This is a genomic window from Massilia sp. UBA6681 (genome assembly GCF_002454935.1).
GTDB lineage: Bacteria > Pseudomonadota > Gammaproteobacteria > Burkholderiales > Burkholderiaceae_D > Telluria > Telluria varians.
This window is the reverse complement of record NZ_DKJX01000014.1, coordinates 25,152-41,424: the sequence shown is the minus strand read 5'-3', so window position 1 is coordinate 41,424 and position 16,273 is coordinate 25,152. Positions and strand designations below refer to the sequence as shown.

Sequence of the window (16,273 nt, the reverse complement as noted above, 5' to 3'; positions counted from 1 at the left end):
ACCAGGTCGTCGGCCAGCACCACGGTCAGCGGCCAGCCGCGCGGATCGCATGCATCCAGCAGCGCACGCAGGCCCTTGCCCAGCGCATCCGGGGCGCCGGCTTCGACCGCCTGCAGGGCCAGCACTTCAGCGCCCGCGCGCGGCCAGCCGCCAACGCGCAGCAGCGCCAGGCCGTCGGCGGCCACCCCCAAGCGCAGGGACTGTCCGAACTTCCTACGCATGGATGGTCACCCGCTTGATCTCGTCGATGGTGGTGGCGCCGCGCTTGACCAGGTCGAGTGCGGCCAGGCGCAGGCTGCGGGTACCGTTGGCGTGGGCCGCGGCCTTGATGCGGCGGATCGGCTGCTTGTCGACGATCAGCTCGCGGATCTCGTCGTTCAGGGTCAGGATCTCGGCGATCGAACGGCGCCCGCGGTAGCCGGTGCCGCGGCAGTCGCCGCAGCCCTTGCCGCGCATGAAGACGTAATCCTGGGCGTCCTCGCGCGCCAGGTGTACCGAGGCGAGCTCGGCCTCGTCGGGTTCGTAGCGCGCCGCGCAGTGCGGGCAGTTCATGCGGATCAGGCGCTGGGCCCAGATGCCGTTCAGGGCCGACACGAAGGCGTAAGGATCGATGCCCATGTGGGTAAAACGGCCGAACACGTCGAACACATTGTTGGCGTGGACGGTCGTGAGCACCAGGTGGCCGGTCAGCGCCGACTGCACCGCGATCTCGGCGGTCTCGCGGTCGCGGATCTCGCCGACCATGATCTTGTCCGGGTCGTGGCGCAGGATCGAGCGCAGGCCCTTGGCAAAAGTCAGGCCTTTCTTTTCGTTGACCGGAATCTGCAGGATGCCCGGCAACTGGTACTCGACCGGGTCTTCGATGGTGATGATCTTTTCGCGGCCGTTGTGGATTTCGGTGAGCGCCGCATACAGGGTCGTGGTCTTGCCGGAGCCGGTCGGCCCGGTCACCAGGAGCATGCCGTAGGCTTCCTGGGCCAGCGTGCGCAGGGTGGCCAGCGAGGGCGCGTCGAAGCCCAGCGCCTCCAGCGTGAGCGCGCCATAGGACTCGATCATGGCGCGCTTGTCGAGGATACGGATCACCGCGTCCTCCCCGTGGATGCTGGGCATGATCGACACGCGCAGGTCGATGTCGCGTCCGCCGGATTCGACCCGGAAGCTGCCGTCCTGGGGGATGCGGCGTTCGGCGATGTCGAGTTCGGCCAGCACCTTCAGGCGCGAGATGATGTGCTCGGCCAGCTCGATGCCGCCCACCGTGGCCGCATGATCGAGCACCCCGTCCACACGGTACTTCACCGCCAGTCCCCCGGCCGTGCTCTCGAGGTGGATGTCGGAGGCGCCGGCTTTCAGAGCGTCGTACAGGGTCGAATTGACCAGCTTGACAGCCGGGCTGCCGCTTTCCGATACCGAGGCAAACGAGAGCACCTGGTTGACCTTGCCGTCGCGCCGCCCTTCCCCGTCGGCGCCCACCAGGCTGTCCACCGCGCGCGCCGATTCCTCCTGCTTGGACAGGTAGGCCTGGATGTCGGACTGCAGCGCCAGGCACAGGTCGAGCGGGCGCCTGGCGGTGGCGCGCGCCTGCGCGCCCAGCCAGGTCTGCAGGTCGAGGTCGAAGGGATCGGACAATACGCCGGTCAGCTGGCCGGATGCATCGCGCAGCAGCACGCAATGGCGCGACATGGCGCCGGCCAGCGGCAGCAGGTCGAATGCGGGAGCCTGCGCCAGCATGGCGGCGGTTTCCATCACCGGCAGGCCGAAGGGGGCCGCCAGCTCGCGGATGATCCGGCGCGGCTCCAGGCCGCTCAGGCCTTCGAGTTCGGCCACCAGGCCGCGGCGCGACTGCAGTGCCAGTGCCCGGGCGCGCGCCAGCAGCGCCGGATCGAGGGGGGCCTGGGTCACGGCATCGTCTTTCATCCCATGTCTCCGGCCAGGTCGAAGATCGGCATGTAGAGCAGCACCACGATGGCGCCCACCACCAGGCCGATGGCCGCCATCAAGAGCGGCTCGAACGTGCGGGTGAAGCGGTCGATCCAGCGCGTGATCTCGCCGTCATAGAAGGCGGCCGACTGGGTCAGCATCGGTCCCATGTCGCCGGTGCGCTCGCCCACGCGCAGCATGCGCAGCGAAATCGGCGTGGTCAGCCCGTTGGCTTCGAAGGCAGTCGACAGCGGCTGCCCCGATTCGACCGCGACGCGCGCATGCAGCAGGCCTTTGCGCACGGTGCCGGACACCATCGGCTGCACGGTCTCGATGGCGCCGACGATGGTGATGCCGCCTTCGGTGAGCATGCCGAGCGTCAGGTACAGGCGCGACAGTTCATAGATGCGGGCACGCTCGCCGATGCCCGGCAGGCGCACCAGCAGGCGGTTGATGCCGCCACTGCGCAGCAAATGGCGCACCCCGGCCACCGCGCCGACGATGGCCAGCAGTGCGGCCACCCCGATGGCGCCGCCGTGCTTCGATGCGAACTGGCCCCAGTCGAGCAGCAGCTGCGACATCCAGGGCAGCGAGCGCCCCGCGCCCTGGTAGACCTCGGCGAACTTCGGCACCACGTAGCCGATCAGGAAGCCGCTCACGCCGCCGCCCACCAGCAGCAGGATCACGGGATAGATCGAGGCGCTGACGATCTTGCTGCGCACGGTATCGATGCGCTGCTGGTAGTCGATGTAGCGCATTAGCGCGCGCGGCAGGTCGCTGGTGCCCTCGGCGGCGCGCACGATGCCGACATACAGCGGCGGGAACAGGTCGGGCTGGCTTGCTAACACGCTGGAGAAGCGCTTGCCTTCGCGCAGTCCTCCCAGCAGGCGTTCGAGCACGCTGCGCGCGCCCGGGCTGGCCTCCTTCTCGAGCAGTGCTTCCAGGCCTTCGACGATGCCCAGGCCCGCGTTGAGCAGGGCCAGCAGTTCTTGGCTGAACAGGACGATGGACAGCTTGCCGCCCTGCTTGCGTCCTTTGCCGGAGAACAACGCGGCGCGCGCCGGCTCGACCGCGCTGACGAACAAGCCGCGCGCCTCGACCTGGCGGCGGGCATCGAGAGCGTCGGCGGCATCCACGACGACGCTGGAGATCGACATGTCGGGCGCAAGGGTACGAACGGCAAACTGCATGGAGGCTGCCCTGCTTGGTACTGGGACGAGAGACCGAAGAATGGTTTATTGCGAGGAGATGTCGGCGTTATCGCCGGTGCCGCCCGGCTGGCCGTCCTTGCCGAGCGAAAGGATCTCGTAGTCGGCCTTGCTGCCCGGCGCACGGTACTGGTAGACGTGGCCCCACGGGTCCTGCGGCACGCCCTTCTTCAGGTAGGGACCGTTCCACTTCGCGCCCGCGCTCGGCGGTGCCACCATCAGCGCGTTCAGGCCCTCTTCGGTGCTGGGATAGCGGCCGACGTCAAGGCGATAGGTGTCGAGCGACTTGTCGAAGGCGTCGATCTGGGCCTTGGCCACTGTGACTTCGGACTTGCCGAGCTGCGAGAAATACTTGGGGCCGACATAGGCGGCAAGCAGGCCGATGATGACGATCACCACCAGGAGTTCGAGCAGCGTGAAACCATGGGCGCGCCGGCCCTTGATCTGGAAATCTTTCATTGCTGCATACATCTGACTGACTCCTCGATTGCCCCATCAATAAGACCTTGCGCGCCGATCGCACCGTGCGCGGCCGGTGCTGCGTACTTGCCGCCTGCGTGTCACGACGCGCTGCGCCGAGCAGGCTACCACGGGCCCATCAGTTGAGACAACTTTTCTTTCATGGCCGTCAAGCCTGACATCAAACAGGGCAGTCACGTGTAAAAAGCTCTGCCATAAAACAAAAAAGTGCGCCAGTGATGCACGCAAGGGCTGTCGCAATTTTCTTACATGTTCGCAATCTATTTCACATCCCACTTTATTAGGAGAAACAGAATTTAGTTGTGAAAGATTGCCTAACTAAAAAATTTTCCACGTTAAAATATTTTACTTTTTTGTTGTTTCCATTGATATATTTCATGACAACCCGCAACGGAAAATGTGGGCAATGTATGTTCAATTAGCAACAATCCAGCAACAACGGCACAGCATTTCGGCATTACCACATAACCCTAACGATAAAGGTAACTCGACTGATGAAACGCGATATCCGATCCACCGCGCCCTCCCTCCCCCTCGCCCTGAAAAAACTGCTGTGCGCATCCGCCATCGGCGCACTCGGCGCATTCGCTCCCGCGCACGCCGGCGTAATCACGTTCGAGGACGTGCAGAACATCGTGTCGGACCAGCTGAATGCGGGCGACACTGCCTACAACACGGGCGACGCCTTCATGAGCGACAACTACCGCCTGGAGGTCAGCAACAGCGCCACTGCGGAGCCTGACGAATGGGGCGGCGTCGGCGCCCGGATCGATTCGGAGAACGCGTTTGCCTGCCTGATCACGTCCTGCCCGGTCGGCGCCGACGGCAATTATTACGCCGGCCTCAACGATGGGCGGCTGAGCATCTTCAACACTACCGGCACGCAGACCTTCAGGTTCGAGGGCCTGGACTTCGGCTTCGTCGCCCCGGTCGGCGGCCTCCCCAACTTCAGCTATGGCCGGCTGATCCTGAGCGGCACCATCGCCGCAGGCGGTTCGATCGTCGCCGGCGCCGATTTCGCCGGCCAGAACAGCGCCGGCCGTTTCGTGTTCGACCGCTTCGACGTCGATGCCGCCTTCCGCTCGGCGGTGCTGAGCAGCCTGACCATCAGCGCCTGCCTGTTCGACGGTAACGGCGACTGCATCAGCGACCGCGCCTTCACCCAGAACCAGGCCCAGTTCGGCATCGACAACGTGCGCCTGGCCGACGTTCCGGAACCGGGTTCGATCGCCCTGCTGCTGCTCGGCATGGCCGGCCTGACCGCCACCTCGCGCCGCCGCGCCAAATAAACCGCGCCCCCGACAAGAACAAGGAACAAGAATGAAACTGCGTCCAGTATCCCTCGCCGTCCTCGCACTGCTGTCGAGCGTGGCAATGCAGGCGTCCGCCGATGAGGTGCGCCGCTCCTATATCGTCCAGCTGGCCGACAAGCCCGTCGCCACCTACACCGGCGACATCGCCGGCCTGCCGGCCACCAAGCCGGCCGCCGGCCAGCAGCTCAATGTCAACGCCGGCGACGTCCAGGCCTACATCAGCTACCTCGACCAGAAGCAGAACACCGTGCTGGCGAACGTCAACCAGGCCAACGTCACCCACAAGTACAACGTGGTCTTCAACGGCTTTGCGGCCCTGATGACCGACGACGAAGTCCGGGCCCTGAAGCGCGACCCGGCCGTCGCCGCCATCACCGCCGACGAAGAGCGCACCCTCGACACCAACTTCACCCCGACCTTCCTGGGCCTGGACAAGGCGCAAGGCCTGTGGAACCAGCAGCAGGGCGGCGTGGGCAAGGCCGGCGACGGCGTCGTGATCGGCATCGTCGACGGCGGCATCTGGCCGGAGCATCCTTCGTTCGCCGACCGCGTCGACGCCAACGGCAACCCGACCTTCGACGCTTCCGGGGAACTGGCCTTCGGTGCGCCCCCGAGCAGCTGGAAAGGCATTTGCCAGACCGGCGAAGGCTTCAGCGCATCGAACTGCAACAACAAGCTGATCGGCGCACGCTACTTCAACACCACCTTCAAGCAGAGCGGCCGGGTCCAGCACTGGTCCGACTTCACCTCGCCGCGCGACTCGGTGGACGGCCCGTCCGGCCACGGCGGCCACGGCACCCACACCGCCACCACCGCCGGCGGCAACCACGGCGCCCCGGTCACGCTGAACGGCGTGGCGATGGGCCGCGCCAGCGGCATGGCCCCGGCCGCACGCATCGCGGCGTACAAGGTCTGCTGGACCTTCATCGACCCGACCAACCCGGACGGCAGCGGCACCCGCAACTCCTGCTACAACTCGGACAGCGTCGCGGCGATCGACCAGGCCGTCAAGGATGGCGTCAACGTCATCAACTTCTCGATCAGCGGCTCGCAGACCAGCGTCACCGACCCGGTCGAACTGGCCTTCTTCGGCGCCTCCAATGCCAACGTGTTCGTCGCCGCGTCGGCCGGCAACAGCGGTCCAAACAACGCCGTGGCCCACCTGAGCCCGTGGGTGACCACGGTCGCCGCCTCGACCCACAACCGCTTGAACGGCGCCACCGCCATCACCGGCGCCAACATCAAGTACGTGGGCGCGTCGCTCAACACGACCGCGCTGCCGGCCACCCCGGCGATCTCGGCGCGCGATGCCGGCGTGGTGCCGTATGCCAGCCTGAACGCCGCCGACAAGGAGGCGCGCCGCCTGTGCTACACGGCGGCCGACCGCGTCAGCTTCGGTGGCGGCGCTGCGGCAGCGCTCGACGCCAGCCTGGTGGCGGGCAAGGTCGTCCTGTGCGAACGCGGCAACAGCGCGCGCGTCGACAAGAGCCGCGCCGTGGCAGAGACCGGCGGCGCCGGCATGGTGCTGATCGATACCGCCAATGCCCTCGTCTCGGAAGTGCACGCCGTGCCGACGGTCCACATCAGCCTGGCCGACGGCACCGCACTGCGCAGCTACGTGCAGGGCAACAGCAGCGCTACCGTCGCGATCTCGGCCTGGAGCCCGCAGGTTGGCAGCACCCCGGCGCCGGTCATGGCCAGCTTCTCGTCGCGCGGCCCGAACCAGGGTTACACCAGCATCCTCAAGCCGGACCTGACCGCGCCGGGCGTCGACGTGATCGCCGGCGTCACCCCGGTCAAGACCCAGTCCGAACGCGACGAGATCGCCAACGGCAGCGTCGTGCCGAACGTGGCATGGGCGTCCTACCAGGGCACCTCGATGTCGAGCCCGCACGTGGCAGGCCTGGCGGCGCTGCTCAAGCAGTTGCACCCGGACTGGTCGCCGGCGGCCATCAAGTCGGCGCTGATGACCACCGCCGCCGCGACCTTCCCCGACGGCCGCACCGGCGCATCCGCCGGCCAGCTGCCTTGGGGCCAGGGCGCCGGCCACGTGGTGCCGAACATGGCCACCGATCCGGGCCTGGTGTACGACTCGGGCGTGACCGACCATGTGCGTTTCGGGTGCGGCATCGGCGGCATGTTCACCGCTGCCACCTGCAGCGCGTTCGGCAGCATCCCGGCCTACAACCTGAACCTGCCGTCGCTGACCGCGGGCAGCGTGCTGGGCAAGATCACGCTGACCCGTACCGTCACCAACGTGTCGGACAAGTCCTCGACCTACAACGCCACCGCATCGCTGCCGGGCTTCACCGTGTCGGTGGTGCCGGCATCGCTGACGCTGGCGCCGGGCGCCAAGGGCACGTTCAGCGTCAATCTGACCCGCACCACCGCGGCGATGAACGCGTACAGCTTCGGCGCGCTGGAATGGCGTGACGGCGTCCACGTGGTGCGCAGCCCGCTGACCGCCCGTCCGCAGGCCTTCACCAACCCTGCACTGCTGCACAGCGAACAGGTGACCGGCAACCAGGTCTTCACCATCGGCAGCGGCTTCACCGGCAAGCTGACCTCGCTCAAGGGTGGTTTGAAGCCGGCGACCCTGGCGGAGCAGTCGGTCGGCCGCACCCTGGCGGCAGACGGCGGCGTGGCCGAGTGCAAGGCCGGCGGCTCGGCAGGCGTGACGGCAACCAGCGTCACGATCCCGGCCGGCACCATGGTGGCCCGCTTCTCGCTGCGCGACATCGACACCAGCGGCTTCAAGGCCGGCGGTGCGGATGACCTCGACCTGCTGGTCTACAACTCGGCGAACGCCGAAGTCGGCTACAGCGGCACCGCCACCTCGAACGAGATGGTGACGCTGATGGCGCCGGCGGCCGGCACCTACCGTGTCTGCGTGGCAGGCTACGCACCACGCGGCGGCAGCGCCACCTACACCCTGGCATCGTGGGTGGTCGGCAGCGCCGACACCGGCGGCAACCTGAAGGTCACCCTGCCAAGCAGCGTGTTCGTGGGCGGCACCTCGTCGGCAGTGGCAAGCTGGTCCGACCTGACCCCGGGCACCCGCTACCTCGGCGCGATCCGCTACCTGGACGGCAGCACCACGCTCGGCACCTCGCTGCTGGAAGTGGACGCGACCAACCCGGTCCCGACCCCGGCCCCGGCCGCCAAGCAGGTCAGGGAGGAAGGCTCGGCACTGGTCGCCGCAGCCGACTGAGTCGGCAAGGGCCGGCTCCTGGCCGGCCCGCAAATGAAAACACCCTGCAAGTTTCGGCTTGCAGGGTGTTTTTTCATGGCGCTGTCACCACTACGTGTTGGAGATCTTGAACTGTTGAGCTGGGCCGATGTCGAACCGCTGTCCGATCGACAGTGGAGGCGGCAATGCAGGCGGCAAGCTTCAAACCCTGGCTGGCACGTGTCGCGCAGCTGACGCGGCGCCAACGCGAACAATTGTTCGCGCTTTTGCGCCCGGCAGTTGGACTGGACCGTGTCTGTGCGGCGATCGAGGAGGCCAGGAGCCCATCTTCATGTCCGGCCTGTAAGGGGCGGCGGCTGCATCGCCACGGGCACGACCGCGGGGTGCAGCGCTATCGCTGCTGCGCCTGCGGCAAAACCTTCAGTGCCTTGACGGGTACGCCGCTTGCCCGGCTGCGCCACCGCGGCAAATGGCTGGACTACCTGGACGGAATGCTCGAGGGCCAGTCGGTGCGCAAGACGGCGGATCGGCTCGGCGTGCACCGCAACACCAGCTTCCGCTGGCGCCACCGTTTCCTGCACCTGGCCAAGGATGACCGACCTGCAGCACTGGTCGGCATCGCCGAGGCCGATGAACTGTTCCTGCTCGAATCCCGGAAGGGCTCGCGCAAGCTCGACCGGCCGCCGCGCAAGCGCGCAGGTGTGGCCAGCCGGCGCGGCATCAACAGTGAACACGTCTGCGTGCTGGTCGCCCGCGACCGCACCGGCGCCACCTTCGATTTCGTTACCGGCCGGGGCGCCGTCACCACGGCCCAGCTGCACCGCTACCTGCTTCCGGTGCTGGACAGGGATGTGCTGCTGGTCACCGATTCCCATCCTGCCTACAAGGCGTTCGCTCGCACGGCCGCCATCTCGCACGAAGCGGTGAACCTGCGGGCTGGCGAACGCGTGCGCGGCGCCGTCCATGTCCAGAACGTCAACGCCTACCACCGGCGCTTCCGCCAATGGCTGGCCCGCTTCAATGGCGTGGCCTCACGCTATCTGCCCAATTATCTCGGCTGGCAGTGGGCGGTCGACGGACGTCGTATCGGAACGGCGGAGGCGATGCTGCGAATAGCGCTGGGTACGTCCAACATCGAACGGTGACAGCGCCTGTTTCATGTCGGGTCGCCGTGTCCGCGCCTAGCGCGCCAGCGCCTCTCCGGTGCCCAGCTGGCAGCGCCCGGCCTGGCAGACCGCGCCCGGATCGGGCATGAACTGGCAAGTGGACATCATTCCGGATGCCTTGTTGGCTGCCCTGCGCTCGGCCTGGTAACGCTCGGCCAGGCTACGCAACTGGGCTTCGGATCCCTTTGCGGTCGAATACGCCAGGTAGGCCTCCGGCCCGCCACAGGCACGCGCGCCGAGCGGGAGCGTACGGCACTGGGCGCTGTCTCTGCAGGCGGCGTCGCCGGCCAATGCGCGCAGGCTGCCGAGGGTATCCGACGGGGCCGTGGCCGATGGGGCATTCGGGGAAGGTGCCGGTTGACGCAGCGGGTCCTGGGCCTGGGTGGTGCAGGCGGCGCAGCCGAGCAAGAAGACAAGGATGAGTTTTCGCATAGCTCCATCTTCCCTTCTTGCCAACATGTGGTCAAGTGAATCCCGTATGCACGGCTGGGCTTGCCAGGACGACAGCAAAACCGAGGTGACATCGTTATACGCTCACGCTTAATTGTTGCCGCAGAACATCAATTTCTTTGAAGAATTTTTTATTTCATTAAAAGCAGATGTGCTAACTGCGCTCAACGGCCACCAACTTCGCGCATTTTTCTTTCTAAATCTTAATATTTGCTGTTCACTAACGAAAATAATTGAGCACTGGAAAAATTTACTCACTACAATAGACCACGTTACAGACGAGTTCGCTCAACAGCACGATCATGAACATCTCCTTCCATACTTTCGCCGCCATTGCCCTGACCACCCTCCTGACCGCTTGCGGCGCAGGCCAGCACGAGACCCAGGCTCCGATGACGCTCGGCTCGGCAGTCCAGAGCGACCTGGGTGTCGCCGCAACCGCCACCGCGGTAGCCTCGTCCGCTGCCGTGTCGACCGGCCCGGCCGTCGCCGCCGCCGCCGGCCCGAACAACCCGACTCCGGACTGCGCCGCCGAAGGCTGCCGCAGCCTGCGCATCATCGACGGCAATGCCGAAGCCTACCGCATCGATGCGATGCGCCGCGCCGCTGCCGAAGGCAACGGTCCTACCCAGTCCTGATCTTTCCTGCTCCATCGCGGTGCTCCTGCACCGCTGCCCTTCCCCTTCTACAAATAAAAACACCTGCCCGTAGGCAGGTGCTTTGACACGCAGGAACAGATCAGCGGCGCGATTGCAGGCGGCGCATGCTGCCGATCAGGACCAGGCCGGTCAGGACCAGCGCCCAGTCCGAGGGTTCCGGCACGTCGTTGACGATCTGTACCGACGCCAGTTCGGCCCCGACGAATGTCACGCCGCCGCCCGGTGTGACGGTGAACGTCAACGCAGTATCGCCCCAGGTCAGCGGGTTCAGGTTTTCGTCCAGCAGCCCGATGCCGAAGTCCGAGGCCAGCCCGGCGGCGGCGATGTCGAACTGCAGGTCGAAGCTGAAGCTGTCGCCGAAGCTCACTGCCTGGCTGACCAGCGCCAGCGTATCGCCGGCCACCAGGGTAAAGCCCCCGGCGCGGCTGCCGTTGGCGCGCTCGCTGCCCTGGCCGCTGCCGTCGTCCGGCTCGAAGTACGGGTCGACCGTGGTGTCGAAGTCGCCCTGGAACCCGGTAACGCGCGCGACCGAACTGCCGGCGCCGATCAGGCCGCCGAAACTCAGGTCGAGGAATCCGCTCTGCCCGGCCCACCCGGTATTGAGCGTGACGCGGTAGATCGGACCCGCCAATGCGGCCGGGGCCGCTGCCAGGATGGAGAGCGCCAGCACGGCGCGCAGGAAGAAATTCTTGAAGTTCATGGTTGATTTCCCGATGGAGTGATTAGAACGTGCCCGAGAACAGCTTCGGCGTGTAGCCGATCGCTTTCTTGGCGGGATTGCTGAATGTCGTGGTCAGCGTCACGCTGGCGCCCGGCGCAAGCGCATCCGGCAGCGTCACATAGGGCGCGCCATTGAACGAGCCATCCGCACCGTCGAGGCTCACGCCATCGGTCAGGCCCTGCAGCACGAACTGCAGGGGCCCGGCCAGCGGGGTGGATCCGGTATTGGTAAAGATGATCTTGCCGGTGTACTTCAGGGTGGCGCGGTTCATCGTCAGGCCGCTCTGCGCCACCTTGACCGCGGCGGTTACGTCGGTGAAGCTGGGGGTCAGGTTCAGGCTGACCACCACCGGGTCATGGTCCGACGCGCGGTAGGCGTTCTTGACGTACGGATCCACGGCGTTGTCCCCCAGGTTGTAGTCGATCGCTTCCGGCTCGTCGGCATTGTTGTGCCACTCGGCCACGTCGGCCACCTGCGGGTCGAGCGAGGTGCTGGTCAATGCGTGGTCGAGGTAGCCGCTGAGGCCACCGAAGATGTACGAATAGGCGATGCCTTTCGGGCGCACGAAGCGTTCGATCTGGTTGACCAGGCCGTTCGAGGTCAGGTAGGTGATCGGGTTTTCGAAACCGTACGAGTTCAGGTCGCCCATCACCAGCACGTCGGGGTCGCCGGAAGCGGCAAGCACTTGCGGGATGAAGTAGCTGACCAGGCGCTGCGCTTGCTCGATGCGGGTCTGGTTCCAGCAACCCTGGCCATCGCCGCTATCGGTGTCGCCCGGCTGGGCGCCGCCGCAGCCGCCCTTCGACTTCAGGTGGTTGACGATCATCGAGAACTTCGCGCCATTGGCGGCCTTGAAGGTCTGGGCCAACGGTGGGCGGTTGTTGACGTCGTGGCCGTCCGACAGCGCGCCGCCGACCAGCGAGACCGCCGCCGGCTTGTAGATCATCGCCACGCGGATGGCGTCGGTCCCTAGGGCGGCCGGCTTGGGCACCACCGCATAGGTCGGCTTGCCATAGGCTGCGTTGAGCTGGTCGACCAGGTAGCCGACTGCGACATCGCCGTTGTTCTGGATCTCGTTGAGGCCCACGACATCGGCGTCGATCGCTTTCAGCGAGGCGACGATCTTGTCGCGCTGGCGCTCGAACTCGGCCATGTTGTCGGCGCCGCGGCAGTTGCTGGCGCGGGTAGTCGTGCCGACCGTACAGCCCTTCCCGGTGCCGCCCCAGGCATCGCCGCCGTTGGTGAAGGTGGTGAAGAAGTTCAGCACGTTGGCATTCGTCACCTTGACGTTGCCGGCTGCGAGCACCGGAGCCTCGGTGCGCGGATTGGTACGCGAGAACACCGGTGCTTCGGTCGGCTGCACCTTGAACGCCGCGCCGCCGCCGCCGATGGCGCCGAAATCGAGCACGCCGGTCAGGTCGCTGACGGTGTCGCCGGCGCGCACGGTGCCGTCGGCGAACAGGTAGGGAACCTGGGCCGGCGTGGTGAAGATGCCGTCGTCGAGCACGACCATATTGCGTGCATTCGCCGCTTCCAGAGCGATCGCATCGCTCGAGCCCGGTACGTAGCGGTTGGTCGGCAGTTCGCGGCGGCCATTGGACAGCGTCAGTTCGCCGCGCTCGCCGAGGTAGGCTGTCTGGTTGACGGTGAGGCCGCCCACGAAGCGCACCAGCATGCCTTCGTAACGTGCCAGGTCGGCGTTGGGGAGCTCGATGTTGGTGGGAGCCACGCTGCCGCCGGCACCGACGCGGGTCACGGAAGTAACGTTGCTCAGTTCGGTGTACGAGCGGGTCGCACCGTTTGGCGTGTATTCGAGGACGGTGCCGGTCACGCGCACCAGGTCGCCGACGGCGGCGGCGGTGGTGGCGCCGAACACGAACAGGCCGTCGGACGTTTCCGGGTTGCCGTCGCCGCCGGCGTCCTGGATGAAGAAGCCGCCGCCTGGGAGTTTGTGGGTGATCACGCCGCTCGTGGTCTGGACCGTGTTCCGATACTGGCTGGTGGCGCCGCTGCCCTGGATCTGCGGGATCGTCAGCGTGCCGCTCACGCTCACGCTCACGGTGCAGCTGGCTTCCTGCGCGTCGTTATTGGTGAACTTGACGGCGACCTGGTGGATGCCGCTGGCGACCGAGGCATCGGCCACCAGGCTGACGCTGGCGCTGGCGCCATTCGCGCCGGCCGCGCTGAAGTTGGCCAGCGAGATACCGGCAACGGCGCTGGAACTGATGCTGGCGGCGTTGACGATGCTGTCGGCGTCGCTCGCGCTCAGGGCTGCACTGAAGGCAGTTCCCTGCTGGCCGGTGACGCTGGCAGGGCAACTGGTCACGATCGGCTTCGGCTGCGGCGTCGGATCCGGATCGCCGCCACCAGGGCAGACATTGCGATCCGACGTGGTCCGGCGCGGACCAGTGACCGTCTTGGCCTCGAAGTCGGCAGCGTTCTGGTCTGTATCGGTACAGCCGAGCGCCCGGCGCTGGATGGAGTTGGTGGTCGATGGCGCCGGTGCGGCCGCGGCGCCTTCGTATCGGCTGGCCGTTCCAAACCCGACCAGGTCGACCAGCTTGCCGCCGCCGTCGGCGACGCCCAAAAGGGTGGTGGACTCGGCCAGCGCGATCTTGCCGGTGGTTCCGGACATGTTGATCGAGTTGGTGCTGTGGTCCACGTCACCGATCGAGGCGCCCACCGTACCGCCGGAAGCGGCGCCCACCAGGAAGTACTGGCCCGGTTCCAGCACTACGTTCGGCAATGCGGTGAACGACGCCCAGTTGCTGCTGGCGCCGGCAGCCTGGTATTGCAGGCTCAAGCCACCGAGGCTGACCGCCTTGTCGCTCCGGTTGAACAGTTCAATGAAATCGCGGTTCCAGGCGGCGTTGGCATTGCCGCCTGCGCCGTACACCTGGCTGATCACGACAGGGCTGGGCGCGGCGAAGGCAGGAGTAGCGAGGCCGGCGAGTAGCGCGGCCAGCACGGTGAGTCGCCCGGGTGGGCAAATCGGTGCAACATGCATTTTCATGAAAAGTCCTGGTCGAGTTGAACGTGGATAACGTTAGCAAAATGAAATTTACCATTAGCAAAATTGATAGTAAATCGACACGGTGACAAATTCATGACAGACAGGCGCGAGCAATCCTGCCCTTCTATTTACGGGCGGAAAGAGAAGCTGGTACTGCCGTGTATGTATGCTTAGTTTGCTGCTAACGTCCGCGATACGGTGCGGCGAGCGGTTCGCCGATAAATAGCCCCTGTGTTGGCCACGCAACACTCTTCCAGTAGGCTTCGATGGCGCTGTTGCCGCTCAGGTAGTGGCGCAGCAGGACGGAGGGATTGGGGAACTTCTGCCAGTGGTTGCAGGGTTCGCTGACGGTGCCGTAGCTGGCGGTGGCGCCGGCCTCGAGCCAGCGCAGGCTGCTCATCTGGCTGTTGCCGAGCAGGTCGCCGCCCAGCGAGGTCAGGTGGTCGGCCAGGGCGCCGGGCACGAAGCCGAGGGTCTCGAGCTTGGCAACTTGCGCCATCCCGGTCTGGTAGACCAGCACGTCCTTCGCCCCTTCCAGCACGTCGGCCTGCATGACGCGGGTAGCCAGGTGGCGGCCCGGGATACGGCCGGGACGCGGGAAGAAACCGACACGGGTGTTACGCGCCTTTTCCGAGGTGGCGAGATAGTAGGCGGTGGCGGGCACGGTGCGAAAGCCCGCCGCGACGCCGCGGTCGATCAGCGCTTTTGCCTGCTGCACGGACTCGGTGGGCAGCAGCATCGAGATCCGCATCCCGTGCTCGCTGAAGGGTTTCGCCGATTTGCTGTTGAAATAGGCACTCGGCTGGCCGGGCGCGCAGGTTTTGGCGCACTGGCCGCCGTCGAAGCCGAGCGTGTAGGCGCCGGTGATCGAATTGCAGTCCACCGCATAGGGCGCGGTCCAGACCATCAGCACGGCCTGGACCCCGGCACCGAGCTGGCTGTCGATCTCCTCCTTCAGCAGGCGGAACCGGGCCGGGCTGAGCGACTTCGGCTTGCCCGGAATGCGCACGTGCACCACGTTCGCGGCCGGGATATCGCGGCGCTTGCGGTAATAGGCGCCGACCGCGACGCTGTGCGGGTCTTCGTCATTGATGACGATGGCCAGTTGTTCGGGCTTGAGCGCGGAGCCGCCGGCGGCATGGGCGTCCGGCGCGTTGAGGACGCCGGCAAGGCACAAGGCCGCCAGGCAGCAGCAGAAGATGGCACGCAAAGGTGCACGCAAACGCGTTTGCAGGTTCAGTCGCATGGATCGGTCGCAAGGTGGACGAATGGCGGAGCCGGGCTCCGCCGCCATCATGCCACAGCTTGCCAAACCCTCAAGCGACGATCCGCACCCTGCCCTTCGGTGCTTTTCAGTGCTTGCGTGCCTTGCCGGCAGGGACCGCAGCGGCGCGCCGCCGCCATGCCGCCCAGCCCAGCACGCCCAGGCCGCCGACGAACATCGCCGTGCTGCCCGGTTCCGGCACCAGCGAGATCGAATACACCTCGAGCGCGTCGACCCGGAACAGCTGGCCGCCGGTGCTGCCGTCGATGATGCTGGTGCCCTCGGAGAGCCCGTCGCCATAGCTCACCTGCCAGGACAGCGCCGCGTTCAGGCGGTCGTTGACGAACAGGTCGGGCCCGGCGCCGAAGGTCGGGCCGTGGTTGGGTTCGTTGAAGGTCTGGCGCAGGCCGCGGTTCGGCAGGATGTCTTCGGACTGGACCTGGCGCCACAGCTTGGCGTCGGTGAAGTTGAAGATGAAGGCGGTGCGCTGCCAGTCGCGCGGGGTTTCGTGCCAGCCGTCGGTCGACGACCAGCTCTGCGGGTTGTAGCCGCCGACGATCCAGCTCTGGCCGAAATCGTTGGTCACCTGCAGCAGCGTGAAATTCATGCCGGCGCCATCGGCGGCCGCATGGAAATCGCGCGAATTGTGGCCCTGCTCGCGCGTGTAGATGTTGCGCAGGTCCAGCGGACCGGCGCCGAGCCAGCGCTCGAGCTGGCCGTACAGGGCCAGGTCCAGCAGCGGCGTGCCGTTCTGGGCATGCGCCGCAGGCGCAGCCAGGCCCAGGCTCATGCTGATGGCCAGGCTCGATGCCGCAAGCATTGTTTTCATGGATGCCCCCTCGCTCGGTTCAGTTGCGGGCATTGTATGCCCGCGTTCCGCAAGGGGTTCACA

General features: G+C 66.3%; 12 protein-coding genes and 1 pseudogene. 4 read left to right on the top strand and 9 right to left on the bottom strand.

What is annotated here, in order from left to right; all coding sequences use genetic code 11:
• From B2R83_RS02020 to gspG, 4 genes and pseudogenes are all read right to left on the bottom strand, one after another.
• A pseudogene (locus B2R83_RS02020) lies at window positions 1–221 on the bottom strand (hypothetical protein); the annotation flags it as partial.
• On the bottom strand, window positions 214–1,914 hold the full coding sequence (locus tag B2R83_RS02015; protein WP_292038030.1) for a GspE/PulE family protein: 1,701 nt from the start codon (window positions 1,912–1,914) through the stop codon (window positions 214–216). The gene B2R83_RS02015 and the pseudogene B2R83_RS02020, both read right to left, overlap by 8 nt.
• Window positions 1,911–3,107: a type II secretion system F family protein gene (locus B2R83_RS02010; RefSeq protein ID WP_292038029.1), complete on the bottom strand. Its 1,197-nt coding sequence runs from the start codon at window positions 3,105–3,107 to the stop codon at window positions 1,911–1,913. The genes B2R83_RS02015 and B2R83_RS02010 overlap by 4 nt, the downstream gene beginning before the upstream one ends.
• A 45-nt stretch (window positions 3,108–3,152) precedes the next feature.
• The gene (gspG, locus tag B2R83_RS02005) at window positions 3,153–3,584 is read right to left on the bottom strand and encodes a type II secretion system major pseudopilin GspG (RefSeq protein WP_292038028.1); all 432 of its coding nucleotides are present in this window, start codon (window positions 3,582–3,584) and stop codon (window positions 3,153–3,155) included.
• 515 nt (window positions 3,585–4,099) lie between these two features.
• Here gspG and B2R83_RS02000 point away from each other — a divergent pair.
• The 3 genes from B2R83_RS02000 to B2R83_RS01990 all read left to right on the top strand — a co-directional run bounded on the left by B2R83_RS02000 (window position 4,100) and on the right by B2R83_RS01990 (window position 9,253).
• A complete protein-coding gene (locus tag B2R83_RS02000; RefSeq protein ID WP_292038026.1) occupies window positions 4,100–4,894 on the top strand; it encodes an NF038120 family PEP-CTERM protein in 795 nt (264 codons plus the stop codon).
• 31 nt (window positions 4,895–4,925) lie between these two features.
• Complete coding sequence (locus B2R83_RS01995; RefSeq protein ID WP_292038025.1) at window positions 4,926–8,129, top strand: S8 family peptidase; 3,204 nt, start codon at window positions 4,926–4,928, stop codon at window positions 8,127–8,129.
• A 164-nt stretch (window positions 8,130–8,293) separates the two neighbouring features.
• Window positions 8,294–9,253 carry an IS1595 family transposase gene (locus tag B2R83_RS01990; protein WP_292038024.1) on the top strand — a complete coding sequence of 320 codons (960 nt, stop codon included), beginning with the start codon at window positions 8,294–8,296 and terminating at the stop codon, window positions 9,251–9,253.
• A gap of 36 nt (window positions 9,254–9,289) precedes the next feature.
• Here B2R83_RS01990 and B2R83_RS01985 read toward each other — a convergent pair whose 3' ends face one another.
• Window positions 9,290–9,706, bottom strand: a complete 417-nt coding sequence (locus tag B2R83_RS01985; RefSeq protein ID WP_292038023.1) for a hypothetical protein — start codon at window positions 9,704–9,706, stop codon at window positions 9,290–9,292.
• Window positions 9,707–10,026: 320 nt separating this feature from the next.
• Between B2R83_RS01985 and B2R83_RS01980 the strand changes: the two genes are divergently transcribed.
• Window positions 10,027–10,362, top strand: coding sequence for a hypothetical protein (locus B2R83_RS01980; protein WP_292038022.1), 336 nt, complete (start codon window positions 10,027–10,029; stop codon window positions 10,360–10,362).
• Window positions 10,363–10,462: 100 nt separating this feature from the next.
• Here the strand turns inward: B2R83_RS01980 and B2R83_RS01975 are convergent, their stop codons facing one another.
• The 4 genes from B2R83_RS01975 to B2R83_RS01960 all read right to left on the bottom strand — a co-directional run bounded on the left by B2R83_RS01975 (window position 10,463) and on the right by B2R83_RS01960 (window position 16,210).
• Window positions 10,463–11,083, bottom strand: coding sequence for an NF038129 family PEP-CTERM protein (locus B2R83_RS01975; RefSeq protein WP_292038021.1), 621 nt, complete (start codon window positions 11,081–11,083; stop codon window positions 10,463–10,465).
• Between the two features lie 22 nt (window positions 11,084–11,105).
• Window positions 11,106–14,117 carry an ExeM/NucH family extracellular endonuclease gene (locus B2R83_RS01970; protein ID WP_292038020.1) on the bottom strand — a complete coding sequence of 1,004 codons (3,012 nt, stop codon included), beginning with the start codon at window positions 14,115–14,117 and terminating at the stop codon, window positions 11,106–11,108.
• 181 nt (window positions 14,118–14,298) lie between these two features.
• Complete coding sequence (locus B2R83_RS01965) at window positions 14,299–15,339, bottom strand: TIGR03790 family protein (protein WP_292038019.1); 1,041 nt, start codon at window positions 15,337–15,339, stop codon at window positions 14,299–14,301.
• Window positions 15,340–15,469: 130 nt separating this feature from the next.
• A complete protein-coding gene (locus tag B2R83_RS01960; protein WP_036216259.1) occupies window positions 15,470–16,210 on the bottom strand; it encodes a PEP_CTERM-anchored TLD domain-containing protein in 741 nt (246 codons plus the stop codon).
• Window positions 16,211–16,273: the final 63 nt, after the last annotated feature.

Excerpts from the sequence above, each read along its gene's own strand:
- B2R83_RS02015 (WP_292038030.1), bottom strand. The coding sequence starts at position 1,914 with ATGAAAGACGATGCCGTGACCCAGGCCCCCCTCGATCCGGCGCTGCTG.
- B2R83_RS02010 (WP_292038029.1), bottom strand. The coding sequence starts at position 3,107 with ATGCAGTTTGCCGTTCGTACCCTTGCGCCCGACATGTCGATCTCCAGC.
- gspG (WP_292038028.1), bottom strand. The coding sequence starts at position 3,584 with ATGAAAGATTTCCAGATCAAGGGCCGGCGCGCCCATGGTTTCACGCTG.
- B2R83_RS02000 (WP_292038026.1), top strand. The coding sequence starts at position 4,100 with ATGAAACGCGATATCCGATCCACCGCGCCCTCCCTCCCCCTCGCCCTG.
- B2R83_RS01995 (WP_292038025.1), top strand. The coding sequence starts at position 4,926 with ATGAAACTGCGTCCAGTATCCCTCGCCGTCCTCGCACTGCTGTCGAGC.
- B2R83_RS01990 (WP_292038024.1), top strand. The coding sequence starts at position 8,294 with ATGCAGGCGGCAAGCTTCAAACCCTGGCTGGCACGTGTCGCGCAGCTG.
- B2R83_RS01985 (WP_292038023.1), bottom strand. The coding sequence starts at position 9,706 with ATGCGAAAACTCATCCTTGTCTTCTTGCTCGGCTGCGCCGCCTGCACC.
- B2R83_RS01980 (WP_292038022.1), top strand. The coding sequence starts at position 10,027 with ATGAACATCTCCTTCCATACTTTCGCCGCCATTGCCCTGACCACCCTC.
- B2R83_RS01975 (WP_292038021.1), bottom strand. The coding sequence starts at position 11,083 with ATGAACTTCAAGAATTTCTTCCTGCGCGCCGTGCTGGCGCTCTCCATC.
- B2R83_RS01970 (WP_292038020.1), bottom strand. The coding sequence starts at position 14,117 with ATGAAAATGCATGTTGCACCGATTTGCCCACCCGGGCGACTCACCGTG.
- B2R83_RS01960 (WP_036216259.1), bottom strand. The coding sequence starts at position 16,210 with ATGAAAACAATGCTTGCGGCATCGAGCCTGGCCATCAGCATGAGCCTG.